The sequence below is a fragment of the Pseudomonas inefficax genome, assembly GCF_900277125.1.
Lineage (GTDB): Bacteria > Pseudomonadota > Gammaproteobacteria > Pseudomonadales > Pseudomonadaceae > Aquipseudomonas > Aquipseudomonas inefficax.
Genome location: NZ_OPYN01000074.1, coordinates 45,721 through 68,487 on the forward strand (window position 1 = coordinate 45,721; position 22,767 = coordinate 68,487).

A 22,767-nucleotide genomic window follows, 5' to 3' on the forward strand; every position below is an offset into this window, starting at 1 on the left:
CCTGCAAAATCCGGGGGCCGCTTTGCGGCCCTTTCGCGACACAAGGCCGCTCCTACAGGGGATCGCAACAGCCATCGGGTTGTGCATTCCCTTGTAGGAGCGGCCTTGTGTCGCGAAAGGGGCGCTAAGCGCCCCCAAGCTTTTTCTACACCTGTCAAACCCGGTCCGCCCCTTACGAGGGCGACCACCTGGAGAACCTGCTTCATGTCCCAACCCATCGTCGTCGCGGCGCTGTACAAGTTCGTCACCCTGGAAGACTACGTCGAGCTGCGCGAGCCGCTGCTCAAGGCCATGCTCGACAACAACGTCAAGGGCACCCTGCTGCTGGCCCACGAGGGCATCAACGGCACTGTCTCGGCCACCCGCGAAGGCATCGACGGCCTGCTGGCCTGGCTGCGCAACGACCCGCGCCTGGCCGATGTCGACCACAAGGAATCGTACTGCGACGAACAACCGTTCTACCGCACCAAGGTCAAGCTCAAGAAAGAGATCGTCACCCTCGGCGTGCCGGGCGTGGACCCGAACCAGGCGGTCGGTACCTACGTCGAGCCCAAGGACTGGAACGCGCTGATCAGCGACCCGGAAGTGCTGCTGATCGACACCCGCAACGACTACGAAGTGGCCATCGGCACCTTCAAGGGCGCCATCGACCCGAAGACCGAAACCTTCCGCGAGTTCCCCGACTACATCAAGGCCAACTTCGACCCCAGCAAGCACAAGAAGGTTGCCATGTTCTGCACCGGCGGCATTCGTTGCGAAAAAGCCTCCAGCTACATGCTCGGTGAAGGCTTCGAGGCGGTCTATCATCTTAAGGGCGGCATCCTGAAGTACTTCGAGGAAGTGCCTCAGGAAGAAAGCCTGTGGGACGGCGACTGCTTCGTCTTCGACAACCGCGTCACGGTGCGCCATGACCTGAGCGAAGGCGAGTACGACCAGTGCCACGCCTGCCGCCACCCGATCAATGCAGAGGAGCGCGCGTCAGAGCACTATTCGCCAGGAGTCAGCTGCCCGCATTGCTGGGACAGCCTGAGCGAGAAGACCCGGCGCAGCGCCATCGACCGGCAGAAGCAGATCGAGCTGGCCAAGGCCCGCAACCTGCCGCACCCGATCGGTTACAACTACAAAGCCGAGGCTTGATGCATGTCTGCACGCCTGATCTATGTGATGGACCCGATGTGCTCCTGGTGCTGGGGTTTTGCACCCGTGGCTGCGGCCCTGATCGCCCAGGCGCGTGACGCAGGCGTGCCTACCCACCTGGTGCCGGGCGGGCTGCGTACCGGCGGCAGTGCCCTGGACAGCTCTACCCGCAAGTACATCCTCGAACACTGGCAGGCAGTGGCCGATGCCACCGGCCAGCCGTTCCGCTTCGAGGGGGCCATGCCCGACGGCTTCGTCTACGACACCGAACCGGCCTGCCGTGCCCTGGTCACTGCCCGCGAACTGGACACCGAGCGCGTCTGGCCGCTGCTGGCGCTGATCCAGCGTTCGTTCTACGAGCAGGGCGTGGACGTGACCGTTGCGCCGCATCTGGTCGATCTGGCCGAACAGGCAGGCTTCGATCGTGCCGTGTTCGCCGAGGCCTTCGCCCGTGCCGACACCCGCGCCGCCACTGCAGCCGATTTCAGCTGGGCCCAGGACCTGGGCATCGTCGGTTTCCCGACCCTGCTGGCCGAACGCAATGGCCAACTGGCCCTGCTGACCAACGGCTACCAGCCGCTGGAGCGCCTGCAACCCTTGCTCGGCCGCTGGCTGCAGCAGGCCGCCTGTGCTTGATGTGCCTGGGTCACCCGACCCGGTGCCGGGCAAGCCTCACACTGCGGCCGATCGACTGAGCTGGGCGGAAATCCGCCGCCTGGCCCTGCATCACAAGAAAAACCTCTGGTCCGCCAACCTGATCGCCGTATTGGCGGCCTGCTGCAGCGTGCCCATCCCGCTGCTGCTGCCGCTGCTGGTGGACGAAGTACTGCTGGGCCATGGCGATGCCGCGCTGAAGTGGATGAACCACCTGCTGCCGTCCAGCTGGCAGGTGGCGGCGGGCTACATCGGCCTGATGTTGCTGCTGACCCTGTGCCTGCGCCTGGCCGCGCTGGCGTTCAACGTGATCCAGGCCAAGCTGTTCGCCGGCCTGGCCAAGGACATCGTCTATCGCCTGCGCATTCGCCTGATCGAGCGGCTCAAGCGCATTTCGCTGAAGGAATACGAAAGCCTGGGCAGCGGCACGGTAACCACTCACCTGGTCACCGACCTGGACACCCTCGACAAGTTCGTCGGCGAAACCCTGAGCCGCTTCCTGGTGGCCATGCTGACCTTGACCGGCACGGCGGCCATCCTGGTCTGGATGCACTGGCAGCTGGCCTTGCTGATATTGCTGTTCAACCCGCTGGTGATCTATTTCACCGTGCAGTTGGGCAAGCGCGTCAAGCACCTGAAAAAGCTCGAGAACGACAGCACCGCGCGGTTTACCCAGGCGCTGGCGGAAACCCTCGATGCCATTCAGGAGATCCGCGCCAGCAACCGCCAGGGCTACTTCCTCGGCCGCCTTGGCCTGCGCGCCCGCGAAGTGCGCGACTACGCCGTGGACTCGCAGTGGAAAAGCGATGCCAGCGGCCGCGCCAGTGGCCTGCTGTTCCAGTTCGGCATCGATATCTTCCGCGCCGCAGCCATGCTCACCGTGCTGTTCTCCGACCTGTCGATCGGGCAGATGCTGGCGGTGTTCAGCTACCTGTGGTTCATGATCGGCCCGGTGGAGCAACTGCTCAACCTGCAATATGCCTACTACGCCGCCGGTGGTGCGCTGAGCCGCCTGAACGAGCTGCTGGCACGCGCCGACGAGCCGCAGTACCCGGCTGCCAGCGACCCGTTCGCCGGCCGCGATACGGTGGGCATCGAAGTGCGCGACCTGCGCTTTGCCTATGCCGACGAGCCGGTGCTCGAGCACCTCGACCTGTCCATCGCCCCGGGCGAGAAAGTGGCGATCGTCGGCGCCAGCGGTGGTGGCAAGAGCACGCTGGTGCAACTGTTGCTGGGCCTCTATAGCGCCCAGGCCGGCACCATTCGCTTTGGCGGTGCCAGCCTGCAGGAAATCGGCCTGGAGACCCTGCGCGAAAACGTTGCGGTTGTGTTGCAGCACCCATCGTTGTTCAACGACACCGTGCGCGCCAACCTGACCATGGGCCGTGACTGCAGCGACGAGGCCTGCTGGCAGGCGCTGCGTATCGCCCAGCTGGATGCCACCATCGCCGCCTTGCCGCAGGGCCTGGATAGTGTGGTGGGGCGCTCCGGCGTGCGCTTGTCCGGTGGCCAGCGCCAGCGCCTGGCCATTGCCCGCATGGTGCTGGCCGAACCCAAGGTGGTGATCCTCGACGAAGCCACCTCGGCGCTGGATGCCGCCACCGAATACAACCTGCACCAGGCCCTGGCGCGCTTCCTCAGTGGCCGCACCACACTGATCATCGCCCACCGCCTGTCGGCGGTGAAGCAGGCCGACCGGGTGCTGGTATTCGATGGCGGGCACGTGGCCGAGGATGGCGACCATCAGCAGCTGATTGCCGAGGGTGGGTTGTATGCCAAGTTATATGGGCACCTGCAGCAGAGCTGAATTTTTGGCAGCCTGTGCTGGCCTCCGTGGGAGCGGCCTTGCGTCGCGAAAGGGCCGCAAAGCGGCCCCAGACAATAAAGGCAGATGCAGAAATCGCCGGGGCTGCTTTGCAGCCCTTTCGCGACGCAAGGCCGCTCCCACAGTGCCAGTACAAGCCATATGCAAATCACTCCCTTTCCTGCCATAAAAAACCCAACCACCGGGATGGCAAATGGCCTACGCTGTGCTTTGTCTGGGTTGATTTGCGCCTTATCTGCTCTGTGACAGGGACTCCATGAAGGGACATCGCACTCTAGAAGCGCCAAAGTTGCTCGGCATCACCTGGCCCTTCATCGCCGTTGTGGTCTTCCAGGTAGCCTTGGGCAGCCTCAGCCTTTATACGCTCTCGGCCGTGCGTGCCTATGTGGCGGGCGAGAGCCTTTGGTCCAAGGCGCAGAAAGACGCCATCTACTACCTCAACCTGTACGCCGAAACCCGCGACGACAGCACCTACCATCGCTATCGCCAGGCCATCACCGTGCCCCAGGGCGACCACCAGCTGCGCGAAGTGCTCGACCAGCCCCGTCCCGACCTGGACGCCGCGCGCCAGGCCGTGCTGCAAGGCGGCAACCACCCCGACGATGTCGAGCGGATCATCTGGTTCTACCGCAACTTTCGCAACGTCAGCTACATGCAGACAGCCATCGACTACTGGGACATCGGCGACGACTACCTGGGCAAGCTGGATATGCTGGCCATGGAAATGCGCAGCAGCTTCGCCGCTGGCCCGGTCGACGCCCGCACCGTCAGCGACTGGAAGGCGCGCATCGTCACCATCAACGAAGGGGTAACCCCGGCCGCCAAGGCGTTCAGCGATGCCCTGGGCGAAGGCTCGCGCATGCTGCTGCGGGTGCTGCTGATCACCAACCTGCTGACCGCGATGTTCCTGATTGCCATTGCCTGGCGCCGCTCCAGCAAGCTGCTGGCCCAGCGCCAGGCCTTTGCCAGCGCCCTGCAGGAAGAAAAGGAGCGGGCGCAGATTACCCTGCAGGCCATTGGCGATGCGGTGATTACCACCGATGTGGAGGGCAGTATCGGCTACCTGAACCCGGCCGCCGAGCATCTGACCCACTGGCAGGCCGGCCAAGCCCAGGGCCTGCCACTGTCGGCGCTGTTCAGCCTGGTGGACGAGCAGGCCGAGGAGGACGGCCGCAGCCTGGTCGAGCAGGTACTCAGCGGCAGCCTCAAGGGTGGCGCCGAACATGCCAGGCTGATCCAGCGCCTGGACGGTAGCACCGTGTCGGTCAACCTGGTCGGCTCGCCGATCGTCAATGACGGCCAGGTCAGCGGCATCGTGCTGGTGCTGCACGACATGACCCAGGAGCGCCAGTACATCGCCAACCTGTCCTGGCAGGCGACCCACGACGCCCTGACCGGCCTGGCCAACCGCCGCGAGTTCGAATACCGCCTGGAGCAGGCGTTGAACGACCTGGCGCGCCAGGCCGGGCGGCATTCGCTGATGTTCCTCGACCTCGACCAGTTCAAGCTGGTCAACGATACCTGCGGGCATGCCGCCGGCGACGAGCTGCTGCGGCACATCTGCGCCGTGCTGCAGTCCGGCCTGCGTGAAGGCGACACCCTGGCCCGGCTGGGTGGGGACGAATTCGGCGTGCTGCTGGAAAACTGCCCGCCCGACCAGGCCGAGCGTATCGCCGAGCAGCTGCGCCAGCTGGTGCAGAGCCTGCATTTCGTGTGGAAGGGGCGCCCGTTCGTCACCACCGTCAGCGTCGGCCTGGTGCACATGGCGCAGGCCCCAGGCACCCTCGAAACCTCGCTGCGCGCCGCCGACATGGCCTGCTACATGGCCAAGGAAAAGGGCCGCAACCGCGTGCAGGTGTACCATGCCGACGACAGCGAGCTGTCCATGCGTTTTGGCGAAATGGCCTGGATCCAGCGCTTGCACGTGGCCCTGGAAGAAAACCGCTTCTGCCTGTACGCCCAGGAAATCGCCCCGCTGAAAACCTTCGAAGGCCCAGGCCATATCGAGATCCTGCTGCGCCTGCACGACGAAAGCGGGCGGACCATCCTGCCCAGCAGCTTCATCCCGGCGGCCGAGCGCTACGGCCTGATGACCGCGCTGGACCGCTGGGTGGTGCGCAATGTGTTTTTGGTCATCCGCCAGTGCCTGGACGAAGGGCGCGAGGGGCCGCTGTCGATCTGTGCGATCAACCTTTCGGGGTCGAGTATTGGCGACGACAAGTTCCTCGAATACCTGCAACGCCTGTTCGTCGAATACGCCATCCCGCCGCGGATGATCTGTTTCGAAATCACCGAAACCAGCGCCATAGCCAACCTTGGCAGCGCCATTCGTTTCATCAATGAGTTGAAGGGGCTGGGTTGTCGATTCTCGCTCGATGATTTCTGCGCCGGCATGTCGTCGTTCGCCTATCTCAAGCATTTGCCCGTGGATTACCTGAAGATCGACGGGAGTTTCGTCAAGGACATGCTCGACGACCCGGTCAACCGGGCCATGGTCGAGGTCATCAACCACATCGGTCACGTAATGGGCAAGCGCACCATTGCCGAATTCGTCGAAACACCCTTGATCGAGCAGGCCTTGCAGGAAATTGGCGTGGATTACGCCCAGGGCTACCTCATCGAACGCCCTCAGGTGTTCACCTGTGACAGTCTGCAGCGCCAACGGATCGCCGCCCGGCCTCTGTTGCAGCGGGCGCCTGGCACGTTTCGCTAGCTAGAAATCACAAGGATCAAGGAGCTGAAAGTGATTGACGCATTCGTTCGTATCGGGCCGTTGATGGATCCCGCCAGCTACCCCCAATGGGCCCAGCAACTGATTGAAGACTGCCGCGAGAGCAAGCGCCGGGTAGTCGAGCACGAGTTCTACGCGCGCCTGCGCGATGGCCAGCTGAAGCAATCGACCATTCGCCAGTACCTGATCGGTGGCTGGCCGGTGGTGGAGCAGTTCTCGCTGTACATGGCCCACAACCTGACCAAAACCCGCTATGGCCGACACCAGGGCGAAGACATGGCGCGGCGCTGGCTGATGCGCAACATCCGTGTCGAGCTCAACCATGCCGACTACTGGGTGAACTGGTGCCAGGCCCATGGCGTGCACCTGCACGAGCTGCAGGCCCAGGATGTGCCGCCAGAGCTGAACGGGTTGAATGACTGGTGCTGGCGCGTTTGCGCCACCGAGAACCTGGCCATTTCCATGGCAGCGACCAACTACGCCATCGAAGGTGCGACCGGTGAATGGTCGGCGGTGGTGTGTTCCACCGACACCTATGCGCTGGGTTTCCCGGAGGACCAGCGCAAGCGGGCGATGAAGTGGCTTAAGATGCATGCCCAGTATGACGACGCGCACCCGTGGGAGGCGCTGGAGATCATTTGCACCCTGGCTGGCGAGAACCCGACCCTGGGGCTGCGCAATGAACTGCGCAAGGCGATTTGCAAGAGCTATGACTGCATGTACCTGTTCCTGGAGCGGTGCATGCAGCTGGAAGGGCGCCAGCAGGGGCGCATGCGACCGACGTTGGCCGCCGGCTGATCGTTCACCTGTTCCGGCCTCTTCGCGGGTGAACCCGCTCCCACAGGATAATCACCGCCCATGAGGGCAGTGCAGTACCTGTGGGAGCGGGTTCACCCGCGAAAGGGCCGGTACAGGCAAAGGCCTTACTGGGCGTTGAACGCCTGCCCATTCACCCCTTTGCTGTCCGGCCCCATCAGGTACAGGTACACCGGCATGATCTCTTCCGGCAGCGGGTTGTTCTGCGGGTTTTCGCTGGGGTAGGCCTGTGCCCGCATCGCCGTGCGCGTGGCGCCTGGGTTGATGCTGTTGGAGCGCACCGGTGCCACGTCTTCCAGCTCATCGGCCAGGGTTTGCATCAGGCCCTCGGTGGCGAACTTGGACACGCCATAGGCGCCCCAGTAGGCCCGGCCCTTGCGCCCGACGCTGCTGCTGGTGAACACCACCGAAGCGTCTTCCGACAGCTTCAGCAGCGGCAGCAATGTGCTGGTGAGCATGAAGGTGGCATCGACGTTGATGTGCATCACGCGCATGAAGTTGTCACCCGACAGCTGCTCCAACGGTGTGCGCGGGCCGATGATCGAAGCGTTGTTCAGCAGGCCGTCGAGGCGACCGAACTGGTCCTCGATCATCACTGCCAGTTCGTCGTACTGGTGGGGCAGGGCGGTTTCCAGGTTGAACGGGATCACCACCGGTTGCGGATGCCCGGCGGCTTCGATCTGGTCGTAGACCTCGTTGAGGTTGGCCTCGGTCTTGCCCAGCAGCAGCACGGTGGCGCCCAGCGCAGCGTAGGCCTTGGCGGCAGCGGCGCCGATGCCGCGGCCGGCACCGGTAACCAGGATGACCCGGCCTTGCAGCAGGTCGGGGCGGGCGGTGTAGTCGAACATGGTAGGTCCTTCGAGTTCGTTGGCGCGGCACCGTCCCCTGTGGGAGCGGGTTCACCCGCGAATGTACGTTCAGGTGCCGATGTTGTCCGGGCTGACGCATTCGCGGGTGAACCCGCTCCCACAGGGGCTGTGCTGCGGTCTAGGCGGGGTTCAGCAGCCGCACAGCGCGCTGTCGATAACCTTGCGCAGTTCCAGTGGGTGGTCCACCACCACGTCGGCACCCCAGTTGTTGGGGTTGTCCTCTGGATGAATATAGCCGTAGCGCACCGCCGCCGTGCGGGTGCCGGCGTCGCGGCCAGACTCGATGTCGCGCAGGTCGTCGCCGACGAACAGTACGCTGGCCGGGTCCAGGTTCAGCGTTTTGCAGGCGAGGATCAGCGGCTCGGGGTCCGGCTTGCTGTTTTTCACGTGGTCCGGGCAGATCAGCAGCGCCGAACGCTCGGCCAGGCCCAGTTGCTGCATGATCGGCTCGGCGAAGCGCACCGGCTTGTTGGTGACCACGCCCCACAGCAGGTTGCCTTTCTCGATGTCGGCCAACAGCTCGGCCATGCCGTCGAACAGCTTGCTGTGCACTGCACAGTCGCGCTGGTAGCGCTCGAGGAACTCCAGGCGCAGGGCCTCGAAGCCTTCGGCCTCCGGGCTCATGGCGAAGGTCGCGGCGACCATCGCCCGGGCACCGCCAGAGATCACATCACGGATCAGCTTGTCATCCACGGCCGGCAGGCCGCGCTCGGCAAGCATGGCCTGGCAGATGGCGATGAAGTCCGGCGCCGTGTCGAGCAAGGTGCCGTCCATGTCGAAGAGTACTGCTCGCAAACGCATGCTTATTCCTCGCGCAGGGTCTGGACCATGTAATTGACGTCGACGTCGCTGCTGAGCTTGTAGTGCTTGGTCAACGGATTGTAGGTCAGGCCGATGATGTCCTTTACCTGCAGGCCGGCAACGCGGCTCCAGGCGCCCAGCTCGGACGGGCGGATGAACTTCTTGAAGTCGTGGGTACCGCGCGGCAGCATCTTCAGGATGTACTCGGCGCCGACGATGGCCAGCAGGTAGGCCTTGGGGTTGCGGTTGATGGTGGAGAAGAACACCTGGCCGCCAGGCTTGACCATGCGGTAGCAGGCGCGAATGACCGAAGACGGGTCGGGCACGTGCTCGAGCATTTCCAGGCAGGTGACCACGTCGAACTGTTCAGGCATTTCTTCGGCCAGGGCTTCGGCGGTGATCTGCCGGTATTCCACCTGCACGCCCGACTCCAGCTGGTGCAGCTGGGCCACGGCCAGTGGCGCCTCGCCCATGTCGATGCCGGTGACCGTGGCGCCGCGCAGGGCCATTGCTTCGCTGAGGATGCCGCCACCGCAACCCACATCCAGCACTTTCTTGCCGGCGAGGCTGGCGCGTTCGTCGATCCAGTTGACGCGCAGCGGGTTGATTTCGTGCAGCGGCTTGAACTCGCTTTCGCGGTCCCACCAGCGGTGGGCCAGCGCTTCGAACTTGGCGATTTCGGCGCGGTCGACGTTGCTCATTAGAACAGTCCTCTGAAACTTCGCAAAATTGCGCCGGAGTATACCCGAGCGCTCGGCCCCGAGGGTCGCTATAATCGCCGGCTTTTGATATCCGAACGACGGGGAGAGGCGATGCGCGAGCGACTTTTGGCGGCGGAGAAGGTGACCGGGATCCGCTGGCAGGGCGGCGTCCTGCACCTGCTCGACCAGCGCCTGCTGCCGTCGCAAGAGCGCTGGCTGGCCTGCGACAATGTCGCGCAGGTGGCGGCGGCGATTCGCGACATGGCCGTGCGCGGCGCGTCGGCCATCGGCATTGCCGCGGCCTATGGCCTGGTGTTGGCCCTGGAAGAGCGGCTGGCCGAGGGTGGCGACTGGGAAATGGACCTGGAAGAAGACTTCCTTACCCTGGCTGAGGCGCGACCTACCGCCGCCAACCTGTTCTGGGCCCTGAACCGCATGCGCGAGCGCCTGCAGCGGCTGCGCCCGGACGAAGATGTACTGGCGGCGCTGGAGGCCGAAGCGCTGGCCATCCACGAAAGCGACCGCGAAGCCAACCTGACCATGGCCCAGCAGGGAATCGAGCTGATCCGCCGCCACCAGGGCAACGCCCAGGCCCTGCTCACCTACGGCAACGCCGGCGCCCTGGCCTGCGGTGGCTTCGGCACCGCGCTGGGGGTGATCCGCGCCGGCTATCTGGAGGGCATGGTCGAGCGGGTATATGCCGGCGAGACCCGCCCTTGGCTGCATGGCTCGCGCCTGACCGCCTGGGAGCTGGCCAACGAGGGCATTCCGGTGACCCTGTGCGCCGACTCGGCGCTGGCCCACCTGATGAAAAGCAAGGGCATCACGTGGGTGGTGGTGGGTGCGGACTGCATCGCCGCCAATGGCGATGTGGCCAGCAAGATCGGCACCTACCAGCTGGCAGTCAGTGCCATGCACCACGGCGTACGGTTCATGGTGGTGGCGCCGAGCACCAGCATCGACCTGAACCTGGCCACTGGCGAGGACATTCCGCTGGAAGAGCGCGCTGCCGACGAGTTGCTGGACATTGCCGGTACCCGGGTGGCGCCGGATGTCGAGGTGTTCAATCCGGTGTTCGATGTGACCCCGGCCGACCTGATCGACGTGATCGTGACCGAGCGCGGCATCGTCGAGCGGCCGGATACGGCCAAGCTGGCGCAGTTGATCTGCCGCAAGCGCCTGCACTGATTTTTGCACTGCCTGTGCCGGCCTCTTCGCGGGTAAACCCGCTCCCACAGGGATAGCACAAGGCCTGAGGGCGGTGGTGTACCTGTGGGAGCGGGTTCACCCGCGAAGAGGCCGGCACAGGCTATAAAAAATCCAGATTTTCGCTCACGTGAGGCCACCTGCCACATCTCCCCACCTCCCATGCCTTTGTGATAACATCCGGCAGTTTCCAAGACCGCCCATCACGGCGGCCTTCATTGCGCAGATCCATGGCACAACTCATTGATTTGTCGTAAGTCGTCGCACCCTTATGCGCTGCGGCGGCGAGCTTCGTTCGGCCCTTGATGGAGCTGCGAAGTTTCACCAGAAAAAGGAATCAGGCTTCTCATGGGCGAACTGGCCAAAGAAATCCTCCCGGTCAATATCGAAGACGAACTGAGACAGTCTTACCTCGACTACGCGATGAGCGTGATTGTCGGGCGAGCGCTGCCCGATGCGCGTGACGGCTTGAAGCCCGTGCATCGTCGCGTTCTCTATGCGATGAGCGAACTGGGCAACGACTGGAACAAGCCGTACAAGAAATCCGCCCGTGTGGTCGGTGATGTGATCGGTAAGTACCACCCGCACGGCGACACCGCGGTCTACGACACCATCGTGCGTATGGCCCAGCCGTTCTCGCTGCGCTACCTGCTGGTCGACGGCCAGGGCAACTTCGGTTCGGTGGACGGCGACAACGCCGCAGCCATGCGATACACCGAAGTGCGCATGGCCAAGCTGGCCCACGAGCTGCTGGCCGACCTGCACAAAGAGACCGTCGACTGGGTGCCCAACTATGACGGCACCGAGCAGATCCCGGCGGTCATGCCGACCCGTATCCCCAACCTGCTGGTCAACGGTTCCAGCGGTATCGCCGTGGGCATGGCGACCAACATCCCGCCGCATAACCTCGGCGAGGTCATCGATGGCTGCCTGGCACTCATCGACAACCCCGAAGTCACCATCGATGAGCTGATGCAGCACATCCCTGGCCCGGACTTCCCGACTGCCGGCCTGATCAACGGCCGCCAGGGCATCATCGAGGCCTATCGTACCGGTCGTGGCCGCATCTACATGCGCGCCCGTTCCGAGATCGAAGACATCGACAAGGTCGGCGGCCGCCAGCAGATCGTGGTCACCGAGCTGCCGTACCAGCTGAACAAGGCGCGCCTGATCGAGAAGATCGCCGAGCTGGTCAAAGAGAAGAAGATCGAAGGCATCACCGAGCTGCGCGACGAGTCCGACAAGGACGGCATGCGCATCGTCATCGAGCTGCGTCGCGGCGAGGTGCCGGAGGTGGTGCTCAACAACCTCTACCAGCAAACCCAGCTGCAGAGCGTATTCGGCATCAACGTGGTGGCCCTGGTTGACGGCCGTCCGCGCCTGCTCAACCTCAAGGACCTGCTCGAAGCGTTCGTGCGTCACCGCCGTGAAGTGGTGACCCGCCGTACCGTGTTCGAGCTGCGCAAGGCCCGCGAACGCGGCCACATCCTCGAAGGCCAGGCGGTCGCGCTGTCCAACATCGACCCGGTCATCGCCCTGATCAAGGCCTCGCCGACCCCGTCCGAAGCCAAGGAAGCGCTGATTTCCACCGCCTGGGAGTCCAGTGCCGTGCAGGTCATGGTCGAGCGCGCCGGCGCCGATTCCTGCCGCCCCGAGGACCTGCCGGAGCAGTACGGCCTGCGTGAGGGCAAGTACTACCTGTCGCCGGAACAGGCCCAGGCCATTCTCGACCTGCGCCTGCACCGCCTGACCGGCCTGGAGCATGAAAAGCTGCTGGCCGAGTACCAGGAAATCCTCGAGCAGATCGGCGAACTGATCCGCATCCTCAGCAGCGCCGAGCGCCTGATGGAAGTGATCCGCGAAGAACTGGAAGCCATCCGCGCCGAATATGGCGATGCCCGCCGTACCGAAATCCTCGATGCGCGCCACGACCTCAACTACGGCGACATGATCCCGGAAGAAGAGCGCGTGGTGACCATCTCCCACGGTGGCTACGCCAAGACCCAGCCGCTGTCCGCCTACCAGGCCCAGCGCCGTGGCGGCAAAGGCAAGTCGGCTACCGGGGTGAAGGACGAGGACTACGTCGAGCACCTGCTGGTTGCCAACAGCCACGCCACCCTGCTGCTGTTCTCCAGCAAGGGCAAGGTGTACTGGCTGAAGACCTACGACATTCCTGAGGCGTCCCGTGCCGCACGCGGCCGGCCAATGGTCAACCTGCTGCCGCTGGAGGAAGGTGAGCGTATCACCGCCATGCTGCAGATCGACCTCGAGGCCCTGCAGCAGAGCGCTGATGCCGACGAAGAGCTGGAGGATGCGGATGACACCGTGCTCGAAGGCGAAGTGGTCGAGGCCGAGGAAGTGGACGAGGAAGAGGGCGACACCCCTGAGTGGGTCGCCGAGCCGACCGGCGCCTACATCTTCATGGCCACCGCTTCGGGCACCGTGAAGAAGACCCCGCTGGTGCAGTTCGCCCGTCCGCGCTCCAACGGCCTGATCGCCCTGAAGCTGAAGGAAGGTGACACCCTGATCGCCGCGGCCATCACCGACGGTGCCAAGGAAGTCATGATGTTCTCCGACGCCGGCAAGGTGATCCGCTTCGCTGAAAGCGTGGTCCGCGAAATGGGCCGTAACGCCCGTGGCGTGCGCGGCATGAAGCTGGGCAAGGGCCAGCAGATCATCTCCATGTTGATCCCGGAATCCGGCGCGCAGATCCTCACCGCCTCCGAGCGTGGCTTCGGCAAGCGCACGCCGCTGTCCAAGTTCCCGCGTCGCGGCCGTGGTGGCCAGGGCGTGATCGCCATGGGTACCAAGGGGCGCAACGGCCTGCTGATCGGTGCCATCCAGGTGCAGGAAGGCGAAGAGATCATGCTGATCTCCGACCAGGGCACGCTGGTGCGTACCCGCGTTGGCGAAGTGTCCAGCCTGGGCCGCAACACCCAGGGCGTGACCTTGATCAAGCTGGCTACCGACGAGACGCTGGTGGGCCTGGAGCGAATCCAGGAGCCTTCCGAGGACGAGCTCGATGATGTGATCGAGACGGACGAAGAGGGTGTCGAGGCTGAAGCGCCAGACAACGAAGAAGCTGCTGGCGCCGAAGAGGCCCAGCAGGAGTAAGCAAGCGTAAAACCCGAACGGGGCGACCAAGGTCGCCCCGTTTGACTGATTACAGCAGGCAATGCTGAACCTCCCTTTGGTGGGGCGAGCTTTTTGTAGGAGCGGCCTTGTGTCGCGAAAGGGCTGCAAAGCAGCCCCAGGATTTCAGCGGCGCTGCAAAAAACTGGGGGCCGCTTTGCGGCCCTATCGCGACACAAGGCCGCTCCTACAAAGAGCAGTGAGTGGCCTGCAAGAAACGATTTTGTACCATTTGGCAGAGCGAGAGTGGATGTGAGCAAACGAGCCTTTAACTTCTGCGCAGGCCCTGCCGCGCTTCCTGACGCTGTTCTGCAGCGCGCCCAGGCCGAGATGCTGGATTGGCATGGCAAGGGCTTGTCGGTGATGGAAATGAGCCATCGCAGCGACGATTACGTGGCCATCGCCGAAAAGGCCGAGCAGGACCTGCGTGACCTGCTGTCCGTCCCCTCCAACTACAAGGTGCTGTTCCTGCAGGGCGGTGCCAGCCAGCAGTTCGCCGAAATCCCGCTGAACCTGCTGCCGGAGAACGGCACTGCCGACTACATCGAGACCGGCATCTGGTCGAAGAAGGCCATCGAGGAAGCGCGCCGCTTTGGCAGCGTCAACGTCGCCGCCAGCGCCAAGCCCTACGACTACCTGGCCATCCCCGGCCAGAACGAGTGGAAGCTGACCAGCAACGCTGCCTACGTGCACTATGCGTCCAACGAGACCATCGGTGGCCTGCAGTTCGACTGGGTGCCAGAAACCGGTGACGTGCCACTGGTGGTCGACATGTCGTCCGACATCCTCTCGCGCCCCATCGACGTGTCGCAGTACGGCCTGATCTACGCCGGCGCGCAGAAGAACATCGGCCCGAGCGGCCTGGTAGTGGTGATCGTGCGCGAAGACCTGCTGGGCCGCGCCCGCAGCAGTTGCCCGACCATGCTCGACTACAAGGTTTCGGCCGACAACGGCTCGATGTACAACACCCCGGCCACCTACTCCTGGTACCTCTCGGGCCTGGTGTTCGAATGGCTGAAAGAGCAGGGTGGCGTCGATGCCATGGAGCAGCGCAACCGTGCCAAGAAAGACCGTCTGTACGGCTTCATCGACAGCAGCGAGTTCTACACCAACCCGATCAGCCACAACGCCCGTTCGTGGATGAACGTGCCGTTCCGCCTGGCTGACGAACGCCTGGACAAGGCCTTCCTCGCCGGCGCCGATGCCCGCGGCCTGCTCAACCTCAAGGGCCACCGTTCGGTAGGCGGCATGCGTGCCTCCATCTACAACGCCCTGGGCCTTGAAGCAGTCGAAGCCCTGGTGGCCTACATGGCCGAATTCGAGAAGGAGCACGGCTGATGTCCGAGCACGAACTGAAGGCGCTGCGCGTTCGCATCGACAGCCTCGACGAGAAGATCCTCGAGCTGATCAGCGAGCGCGCCCGTTGCGCTCAGGAAGTGGCCAAGGTCAAGACCGCCTCGCTGGCGGAAGGCGAAAAGCCGGTGTTCTACCGCCCCGAGCGTGAAGCCGCCGTGCTCAAGCGCGTGATGGAGCGCAACAAGGGCCCGCTGGACAACGAAGAGATGGCGCGGCTGTTCCGCGAAATCATGTCGTCGTGCCTGGCCCTGGAAGAACCGCTGAAAATCGCCTACCTCGGCCCTGAAGGCACCTTCACCCAGGCTGCGGCCATGAAGCACTTCGGCCACGCGGTGGTCAGCCGGCCGATGGCAGCCATCGACGAAGTGTTCCGCGAAGTGGCGGCCGGTGCCGTCAACTTCGGCGTGGTGCCGGTGGAAAACTCCACCGAAGGCGCGGTCAGCCACACCCTGGACAGCTTCCTCGAACACGACATGGTGATTTGCGGCGAGGTCGAACTGCGCATCCACCACCACCTGCTGGTGGGCGAGAACACCAAGACCGACAGCATCACCCGCATCTACTCTCACGCCCAGTCGCTGGCCCAGTGCCGCAAGTGGCTGGACGCGCACTACCCGAACGTGGAGCGTGTGGCCGTGTCGAGCAATGCCGAGGCGGCCAAGCGGGTCAAGGGCGAGTGGAATTCGGCGGCGATCGCCGGCGACATGGCGGCCAACCTGTACGGTTTGACCCGCCTGGCCGAAAAGATCGAAGACCGCCCGGACAACTCCACGCGCTTCCTGATGATCGGCAACCAGGAAGTGCCGCCGACCGGCGACGACAAGACCTCGATCATCGTTTCGATGAGCAACAAGCCGGGTGCCTTGCACGAGCTGCTGGTACCGTTCCACCAGAACGGCATCGACCTGACCCGCATCGAGACTCGCCCGTCGCGCAGCGGCAAGTGGACCTACGTGTTCTTCATCGACTTCGTTGGCCACCACCGCGACCCGCTGATCAAGGCGGTGCTCGAGCAGATCAGCCAGGAAGCTGTGGCGCTGAAGGTGCTGGGCTCTTATCCAAAGGCGGTGCTTTGATTTGAGATGGTTGGGGCCGCTTCGCGCCCCATCGCGACAAAAGGCCGCTCCCACAGGAGTACGCAATCCCTTGTGGGAGCGGCCTTGTGTTGCGATGGGCTGCACAGCAGCCCCAATGGCCCTCACAGGCTGCCTAGATTTCTGAACAGGGTTCGCACCAGTGGTAAAAGCAGTAACAACCAAACCCGCGCCAATCATCAACCGCCTGGTCGTGGTCGGCCTCGGCCTGATCGGTGGCTCGTTCGCCAAGGGCCTGCGTGAAAGCGGCCTGTGCCGCGAAGTGGTCGGTGTCGACCTGGACGCCCCCTCGCGCAAGCAGGCCGTGGCCCTGGGCGTGGTCGATCGCTGCGAGGAAGACCTTGCCGCCGCCTGTGTCGGTGCCGATGTCATCCAGTTGGCCGTGCCGATCCTGGCCATGGAAAAAGTCCTGGCCCGCCTGGCTCAACTCGACCTCGGCGATGCCATCATTACCGATGTCGGCAGTGCCAAGGGCAACGTCGTCCGTGAGGCGCGAGCCGTCTTCGGTGCCCGCCTGTCGCGCTTCGTCCCCGGCCACCCCATCGCCGGCTCCGAGCAGAGCGGGGTAGAGGCCTCCAACGCCACCCTGTTCCGCCGGCACAAGGTCATTCTCACCCCGCTGGCCGAAACCGACCCGGCCGCCCTGGCCCTGGTCGACCGCCTGTGGCGCACACTGGACGCCGATGTGGAGCACATGTCGGTCGAACGCCACGACGAAGTGCTTGCCGCCACCAGCCACCTGCCGCACCTGCTGGCCTTCGGCCTGGTCGATTCACTGGCCAAGCGCAATGAAAACCTCGAGATCTTCCGGTACGCTGCGGGAGGCTTCCGCGATTTCACGAGAATCGCTGGCAGCGACCCGACCATGTGGCACGACATCTTTCTCGCCAACCGCGACGCTGTCCTGCGCACGCTTGATACATATCGCAGCGATCTCGACGCCTTGCGCGACGCGATCGCTGAAGGGGACGGGCACCAGCTGCTGGGTGTATTCACCCGTGCACGCGTTGCCCGCGAGCATTTCAGTAAAATCCTGGCCCGCCGGGCCTATGTGGACGCTATGAACGCCAACGATCTGATTTTCCTGGCCCAACCGGGTGGCCGCCTGTCCGGGCGGATCCGCGTACCGGGCGACAAGTCGATTTCCCACCGCTCGATCATGCTCGGCTCGCTGGCCGAAGGCACCACCGAGGTCGAAGGCTTCCTCGAAGGTGAGGACGCGCTGGCGACCCTGCAGGCATTCCGTGACATGGGTGTGGTCATCGAAGGCCCCAACCACGGCCGCGTGACCATTCACGGCGTTGGCCTGCACGGCCTCAAGCCGCCACCCGGGCCGCTGTATGTGGGCAACTCGGGTACCTCGATGCGCCTGCTGTCTGGCCTGCTGGCCGGCCAGCCGTTCGATGTGACCATGACCGGCGACGCTTCGCTGTCCAAGCGCCCGATGAACCGTGTGGCCAACCCGCTGCGCGAAATGGGTGCCGTGGTCGAGACCGGCCCTGAAGGCCGCCCGCCGCTGACCATTCGCGGTGGCCACAAGCTCAAGGCGCTGACCTACACGCTGCCTATGGCCAGTGCCCAGGTCAAATCCTGCCTGCTGCTGGCCGGCCTGTACGCTGAAGGCAAGACCACCGTCACCGAGCCTGCGCCAACCCGTGACCACACCGAGCGCATGCTGCGCGGCTTCGGCTACAGCGTCGACAGCAACGGCCCGGTCGCCTCGCTGCAGTCCGGCGGCAAGCTCACCGCGACCCGTATCGAAGTACCGGCCGACATTTCGTCGGCGGCGTTCTTCCTGGTGGCGGCGTCCATCGCCGAAGGCTCGGAGCTTGTGCTGGAGCACGTTGGCATCAACCCAACCCGTACCGGCGTGATCGACATCCTGCGCCTGATGGGCGGTGACATCACCCTGGAAAACCAGCGTGAAGTCGGTGGCGAGCCGGTGGCCGACCTGCGCGTGCGCGGGGCCAAGCTGAAAGGCATCGACATCCCTGAAGAGCTGGTGCCACTGGCGATCGACGAGTTCCCGGTGCTGTTCGTCGCCGCTGCCTGCGCCGAAGGGCGTACCGTGCTGCGGGGTGCCGAAGAGCTGCGGGTGAAGGAATCCGACCGTATCCAGGTCATGGCCGACGGCCTGATCACCCTGGGCATCAAGTGCGAGCCGACCCCGGACGGCATCATCATCGACGGCGGCCAGTTGGGCGGCGGCGAAGTGCATGGCCACGGTGACCACCGTATCGCCATGGCCTTCAGTGTTGCCTCGCTGCGCGCCAGTGCGCCGATCCGCATCCACGATTGCGCCAACGTCGCCACCTCGTTCCCCAACTTCCTGGCGCTGTGCGCCGAAGTGGGCATCCGCGTGGCGGAAGAGGGCAAGTCGTGAGTGCCCTGGCGCCGGTCATCACCATCGACGGGCCAAGCGGTTCGGGCAAGGGCACGGTCGCCGGGCTGCTGGCCCGCGAGCTGGGCTGGAGGCTGCTGGACTCTGGCGCGCTGTACCGGTTGCTGGCGTTCAACGCCAGCAACCACGGCGTCGACCTGACCAACGAAGAGCTGCTGACCAAGCTTGCCGCCCATCTGGATGTGCAGTTCGTCGCCGCCGAGCCCGGTAAGCTGCAACAGATCATCCTCGAGGGCGAGGACGTCAGCAACGTCATCCGCACCGAAACCGTCGGCGCCGGTGCCTCGATGGTCGCTTCGCTGCCGGCCGTGCGTGATGCGCTGCTGGTGCGCCAGCGCGAATTCCGCGAGGCGCCGGGCCTGATTGCCGACGGTCGCGACATGGGTACCGTGGTGTTCCCGGACGCGCCGTTGAAGATCTTCCTCACCGCCAGTGCGGAGGAGCGGGCACGTCGCCGCTACCTGCAGTTGAAGGGCAAGGGTGAAGATGTTAGTCTGTCGAGTCTGCTGGATGAGATTCGTGCGCGTGATGAGCGCGACACCCAACGTGCAGTGGCCCCGCTGAAGCCAGCGGTCGATGCCATTCAGTTGGACTCTACCGAGTTGTCCATCGAGCAGGTGTTGCAACGTATCAGGAGCGAGATCGCGCTACGCGACCTTCTCTGATAGCCAGGAGAGCAGGCAGGGGCACCAGTCAACGTCCTGCCGGCTTTCCTTTACTTAAAACAAACCCACATTGTCTGGAATGTGGCGATGGGCGTCTGTTTCGCCCGAATCTACAGGAATTAAAATGAGCGAAAGCTTTGCAGAACTCTTTGAAGAAAGCCTGAAAACCCTCAATCTTCAGCCGGGTGCCATCATCACCGGTATCGTTGTCGACATCGACGGCGACTGGGTTACCGTACACGCTGGCCTGAAGTCCGAGGGCGTCATCCCGCTCGAGCAGTTCTACAACGAAGCTGGCGAGCTGACCATCAAGGTCGGTGACGAAGTTCACGTTGCGCTGGACGCGGTCGAAGACGGCTTTGGCGAAACCAAGCTGTCCCGTGAAAAAGCCAAGCGCGCCGAGTGCTGGATTGTTCTGGAAGCAGCTTTCGCCGCCGAAGAAGTGGTCAAGGGCGTTATCAACGGTAAGGTTAAGGGCGGCTTCACTGTCGACGTTAACGGCATCCGTGCGTTCCTGCCGGGCTCCCTGGTTGATGTCCGCCCTGTGCGCGACACCACCCACCTGGAAGGCAAAGAGCTGGAATTCAAGGTCATCAAGCTGGACCAGAAGCGCAACAACGTTGTCGTTTCCCGTCGCAGCGTGCTGGAAGCCGAGAACTCCGCCGAGCGCGAAGCCCTGCTGGAAACCCTGCAGGAAGGCCAGCAAGTCAAAGGTATCGTCAAGAACCTCACCGACTACGGCGCATTCGTGGACCTGGGCGGTATCGACGGCCTGCTGCACATCACCGACATGGCCTGGAAGCGCATCAAGCACCCATCGGAAATCGTTAACGTTGGCGACGAAGTCGACGTACGCGTTCTGAAGTTCGACCGCGAGCGCAACCGCGTTTCGCTGGGTCTGAAGCAGATGGGCGAAGATCCGTGGGTAGCTATCACTGCCCGTTACCCAGAAGGTACTCGCGTACAAGCTCGCGTTACCAACCTGACCGACTACGGCTGCTTCGCTGAGCTGGAAGAAGGCGTTGAAGGTCTGGTACACGTTTCCGAAATGGACTGGACCAACAAGAACATCCACCCGTCGAAAGTCGTTCAGGTTGGCGACGAAGTGGAAGTCATGGTTCTGGACATCGACGAAGAGCGTCGTCGTATCTCCCTGGGCATCAAGCAGTGCAAGTCCAACCCATGGGAAGACTTCTCCGGCCAGTTCAACAAGGGTGACAAGATCACCGGTACCATCAAGTCGATCACCGACTTCGGTATCTTCATCGGCCTGGACGGCGGCATCGACGGCCTGGTTCACCTGTCCGACATCTCCTGGAACGAAACCGGCGAAGAAGCCGTACGTCGTTTCAAGAAGGGCGACGAGCTGGAAACCGTCATCCTGTCGGTCGACCCAGAGCGCGAGCGCATCTCCCTGGGCATCAAGCAGCTGGAAGACGATCCGTTCTCCAACTTCGTTGCTGTCAATGACAAGGGCGCTATCGTCAAGGGCATCGTGAAAGAAGTTGACGCCAAAGGCGCCATCGTCACCCTGGCCGACGACATCGAAGCTACTCTGAAAGCTTCCGAAATCAGCCGTGACCGCGTTGAAGACGCGCGTAACGTCCTGAAGGAAGGCGAAGAGATCGAAGCCAAGATCATCAGCGTTGACCGCAAGTCCCGCGTTATCAGCCTGTCCATCAAGTCGAAGGACGATGCTGAAGAGCGCGAAGCCATCCAGAGCCTGAAAAACGCTCCGGAAGCGGCTGCCGACACCACCATGGCTGCGCTGCTGCGCGAAGCAATGGCCAAGCAGAACTGAGTTCTGTTTGATCGGTAAAAAAAGGCGACCTTCGGGTCGCCTTTTTTTTATGCTGAAAGAAAGCCATGTCGGGGGATTGTGCGATGTTGATGTTTGGCGACGTCATTGAAGGTCGCGGGCGCGATAACAATTTCCTGATCATCAGGCTGCTGGCGGCAACTGCCGTAGTGGTGGGGCATTCCTTTGCGCTCTCCTATCGGGAGTGCCTGAGTTGCACCGACCCTGGGTTGCAGTTGGGTATGCCGGTGCCCGTTCACAGTTTGGGCGTGGAAGTATTCTTCATGGTCAGCGGTTTCCTGATCGCCGCCAGTGGTGAAAAGAATAGCGCCCGGGATTTCTACCTGGCCCGCGCATTGCGGATCTTGCCTGGCTTGCTTGTGTGCCTGCTGCTGATGGCCTTTGTGCTAGGCCCCGTCATTACCTCGTTGCCGCTGACCGAATATTTTTCCCAGCGCCAGGTTTACAGGTACGTCTATAGCCCATTGCTGGTTTTCAAGGATGCCCAGTTCCTCTTGCCTGGGGTGAGCTTTACCCCGCGGCCCTATGGAGATTCGATCAATGGCAGCTTGTGGACCATCCCATTGGAAATGCGCATGTACGTGGTGTTGTGGCTATTGGTGCTGGTGGCCAAGGTATGCCGGTGGCCGATGGCGGGGTTGACGCTTGCCGCGTTGGTGATTGCACTGGGGCTGCATACCCTGCATCCAGCCTTTGCGGAGTACCCGTTCAAGCTGGTGGTGTGCTTCCTGGTCGGGGCGGTGTTCTATTCGTACCGGGCGGTGATCCCGTATAACGGGTGGCTGTTGCTTGCCTGTGTTGCTTTGTTCTTGTTGGCCAAAGGTGGGCGCCTTGAGGTTTTTGCGTTTGCCGTTCTGACGATGTACGGCACGTTGTATGTAGCATATCGCCCGCAGTTGAAGCTTCCTTCGTTTTTGGAGGATTACTCGTACGGTATCTACCTGTACGCATTTCCGATCCAGCAAGTGTTGGCGGCGGCGATGCCGTGGGCCGGGCCTTACTGGCTGATGTTGGCTGCCGTACCGGCATCCTGGTTGGCGGGGTATGTGTCGTGGCAGTTGGTAGAGAAGCCTGCCTTGGCGATGCGCAAGCGCTTTTCCCGAGCGGGTTCCCGGCAGCAGTTGGCATAGGCGCCTGGCCTCCAACAGCTGGCGTGGCCGCGCACCAGAAGGTGAGCACTGAATTCGCAAGCGGTCCGCGTACCCTGTGGGGGCGGCTTTAGCCGCGAAGAATCCAACGCGATGCATGGCACCGGCTACGCCGGTGTTCGCGGGTGAACCCGCTCCCACATGGTCTGTGCCGGCCGCCAGTACTTGCACAGTCCTCTTGTAAACGGCCTTGTGTCGCGAAAAGCCCGCTCCCAACAGGTCGGTACCTGGCTTGAAAGCAGGCAGCATCTCTGCAGGGCCAGCGACCAGGCCAGATTTGCAAAAGCCTGCACGCCCCCTGTGGTAGCAACTGTCTTGGATATCTCTTCAAGCCAGCACTGGCCCTTGTAGGAGCGGCCTTGTGTCGCGATGGGCCGCGCAGCGGCCCCGGCAATCTTTGCTGCGAAGCTGA

General features: G+C 63.3%; 16 protein-coding genes. 13 read left to right on the forward strand and 3 right to left on the reverse strand.

The genetic code is table 11. From position 1 onward, the window contains the following. Positions 1 to 204: 204 nt before the first annotated feature. From trhO to JV551A3_RS09480, 5 genes are all read left to right on the forward strand, one after another. Positions 205 to 1,137 (forward strand): oxygen-dependent tRNA uridine(34) hydroxylase TrhO, encoded by a 933-nt coding sequence (trhO, locus tag JV551A3_RS09460; protein ID WP_112249320.1) that lies wholly within the window; start codon positions 205 to 207, stop codon positions 1,135 to 1,137. A gap of 3 nt (positions 1,138 to 1,140) precedes the next feature. Next, a complete protein-coding gene (locus tag JV551A3_RS09465; protein ID WP_133970653.1) occupies positions 1,141 to 1,773 on the forward strand; it encodes a DsbA family protein in 633 nt (210 codons plus the stop codon). Continuing rightward, a complete protein-coding gene (locus JV551A3_RS09470) occupies positions 1,766 to 3,598 on the forward strand; it encodes an ABC transporter ATP-binding protein (RefSeq protein ID WP_133970654.1) in 1,833 nt (610 codons plus the stop codon). Before JV551A3_RS09465 ends, JV551A3_RS09470 begins: the two co-directional genes overlap by 8 nt. 274 nt (positions 3,599 to 3,872) lie before the next feature. Further along, on the forward strand, positions 3,873 to 6,329 hold the full coding sequence (locus tag JV551A3_RS09475) for an EAL domain-containing protein (protein WP_133970655.1): 2,457 nt from the start codon (positions 3,873 to 3,875) through the stop codon (positions 6,327 to 6,329). 30 nt (positions 6,330 to 6,359) lie between these two features. Then, positions 6,360 to 7,145 carry a TenA family transcriptional regulator gene (locus JV551A3_RS09480; RefSeq protein WP_112249316.1) on the forward strand — a complete coding sequence of 262 codons (786 nt, stop codon included), beginning with the start codon at positions 6,360 to 6,362 and terminating at the stop codon, positions 7,143 to 7,145. A 125-nt stretch (positions 7,146 to 7,270) separates the two neighbouring features. Here JV551A3_RS09480 and JV551A3_RS09490 read toward each other — a convergent pair whose 3' ends face one another. The 3 genes from JV551A3_RS09490 to ubiG form a co-directional block, all read right to left on the reverse strand. Continuing rightward, positions 7,271 to 8,011 carry a YciK family oxidoreductase gene (locus JV551A3_RS09490; protein ID WP_112249315.1) on the reverse strand — a complete coding sequence of 247 codons (741 nt, stop codon included), beginning with the start codon at positions 8,009 to 8,011 and terminating at the stop codon, positions 7,271 to 7,273. Between the two features lie 150 nt (positions 8,012 to 8,161). Next, positions 8,162 to 8,833, reverse strand: coding sequence for an N-acetylmuramic acid 6-phosphate phosphatase MupP (mupP, locus tag JV551A3_RS09500; protein ID WP_133970656.1), 672 nt, complete (start codon positions 8,831 to 8,833; stop codon positions 8,162 to 8,164). A 2-nt stretch (positions 8,834 to 8,835) separates the two neighbouring features. Further along, positions 8,836 to 9,534, reverse strand: a complete 699-nt coding sequence (gene ubiG, locus JV551A3_RS09505; RefSeq protein WP_112249313.1) for a bifunctional 2-polyprenyl-6-hydroxyphenol methylase/3-demethylubiquinol 3-O-methyltransferase UbiG — start codon at positions 9,532 to 9,534, stop codon at positions 8,836 to 8,838. Positions 9,535 to 9,645: 111 nt separating this feature from the next. Here ubiG and mtnA point away from each other — a divergent pair, with 111 nt between their 5' ends. The 8 genes from mtnA (at position 9,646) to JV551A3_RS09550 (ending at position 22,337) form a co-directional block, all read left to right on the forward strand. Beyond that, positions 9,646 to 10,722: an S-methyl-5-thioribose-1-phosphate isomerase gene (gene mtnA, locus JV551A3_RS09510; RefSeq protein ID WP_133970657.1), complete on the forward strand. Its 1,077-nt coding sequence runs from the start codon at positions 9,646 to 9,648 to the stop codon at positions 10,720 to 10,722. A gap of 366 nt (positions 10,723 to 11,088) precedes the next feature. Further along, positions 11,089 to 13,854, forward strand: a complete 2,766-nt coding sequence (gyrA, locus tag JV551A3_RS09520) for a DNA gyrase subunit A (protein WP_133970658.1) — start codon at positions 11,089 to 11,091, stop codon at positions 13,852 to 13,854. 270 nt (positions 13,855 to 14,124) lie between these two features. Next, complete coding sequence (gene serC / locus JV551A3_RS09525; protein ID WP_133970659.1) at positions 14,125 to 15,210, forward strand: 3-phosphoserine/phosphohydroxythreonine transaminase; 1,086 nt, start codon at positions 14,125 to 14,127, stop codon at positions 15,208 to 15,210. After that, positions 15,210 to 16,304 (forward strand): prephenate dehydratase, encoded by a 1,095-nt coding sequence (gene pheA, locus JV551A3_RS09530; RefSeq protein ID WP_112249310.1) that lies wholly within the window; start codon positions 15,210 to 15,212, stop codon positions 16,302 to 16,304. Before serC ends, pheA begins: the two co-directional genes overlap by 1 nt. Before the next feature lie 193 nt (positions 16,305 to 16,497). Then, positions 16,498 to 18,705, forward strand: a complete 2,208-nt coding sequence (locus tag JV551A3_RS09535) for a bifunctional prephenate dehydrogenase/3-phosphoshikimate 1-carboxyvinyltransferase (RefSeq protein ID WP_235874556.1) — start codon at positions 16,498 to 16,500, stop codon at positions 18,703 to 18,705. After that, positions 18,702 to 19,388 carry a (d)CMP kinase gene (gene cmk / locus JV551A3_RS09540; RefSeq protein WP_112249308.1) on the forward strand — a complete coding sequence of 229 codons (687 nt, stop codon included), beginning with the start codon at positions 18,702 to 18,704 and terminating at the stop codon, positions 19,386 to 19,388. Before JV551A3_RS09535 ends, cmk begins: the two co-directional genes overlap by 4 nt. 124 nt (positions 19,389 to 19,512) lie before the next feature. After that, the gene (gene rpsA, locus JV551A3_RS09545; RefSeq protein ID WP_003252673.1) at positions 19,513 to 21,189 is read left to right on the forward strand and encodes a 30S ribosomal protein S1; all 1,677 of its coding nucleotides are present in this window, start codon (positions 19,513 to 19,515) and stop codon (positions 21,187 to 21,189) included. A gap of 83 nt (positions 21,190 to 21,272) precedes the next feature. Continuing rightward, complete coding sequence (locus tag JV551A3_RS09550) at positions 21,273 to 22,337, forward strand: acyltransferase family protein (protein ID WP_133970661.1); 1,065 nt, start codon at positions 21,273 to 21,275, stop codon at positions 22,335 to 22,337. The last annotated feature ends 430 nt before the right edge of the window (positions 22,338 to 22,767 follow it).

Excerpts from the sequence above, each read along its gene's own strand:
- trhO (WP_112249320.1), top strand. The coding sequence starts at position 205 with ATGTCCCAACCCATCGTCGTCGCGGCGCTGTACAAGTTCGTCACCCTG.
- JV551A3_RS09465 (WP_133970653.1), top strand. The coding sequence starts at position 1,141 with ATGTCTGCACGCCTGATCTATGTGATGGACCCGATGTGCTCCTGGTGC.
- JV551A3_RS09475 (WP_133970655.1), top strand. The coding sequence starts at position 3,873 with ATGAAGGGACATCGCACTCTAGAAGCGCCAAAGTTGCTCGGCATCACC.
- JV551A3_RS09490 (WP_112249315.1), bottom strand. The coding sequence starts at position 8,011 with ATGTTCGACTACACCGCCCGCCCCGACCTGCTGCAAGGCCGGGTCATC.
- mupP (WP_133970656.1), bottom strand. The coding sequence starts at position 8,833 with ATGCGTTTGCGAGCAGTACTCTTCGACATGGACGGCACCTTGCTCGAC.
- ubiG (WP_112249313.1), bottom strand. The coding sequence starts at position 9,534 with ATGAGCAACGTCGACCGCGCCGAAATCGCCAAGTTCGAAGCGCTGGCC.
- mtnA (WP_133970657.1), top strand. The coding sequence starts at position 9,646 with ATGCGCGAGCGACTTTTGGCGGCGGAGAAGGTGACCGGGATCCGCTGG.
- gyrA (WP_133970658.1), top strand. The coding sequence starts at position 11,089 with ATGGGCGAACTGGCCAAAGAAATCCTCCCGGTCAATATCGAAGACGAA.
- pheA (WP_112249310.1), top strand. The coding sequence starts at position 15,210 with ATGTCCGAGCACGAACTGAAGGCGCTGCGCGTTCGCATCGACAGCCTC.
- rpsA (WP_003252673.1), top strand. The coding sequence starts at position 19,513 with ATGAGCGAAAGCTTTGCAGAACTCTTTGAAGAAAGCCTGAAAACCCTC.
- JV551A3_RS09550 (WP_133970661.1), top strand. The coding sequence starts at position 21,273 with ATGTTGATGTTTGGCGACGTCATTGAAGGTCGCGGGCGCGATAACAAT.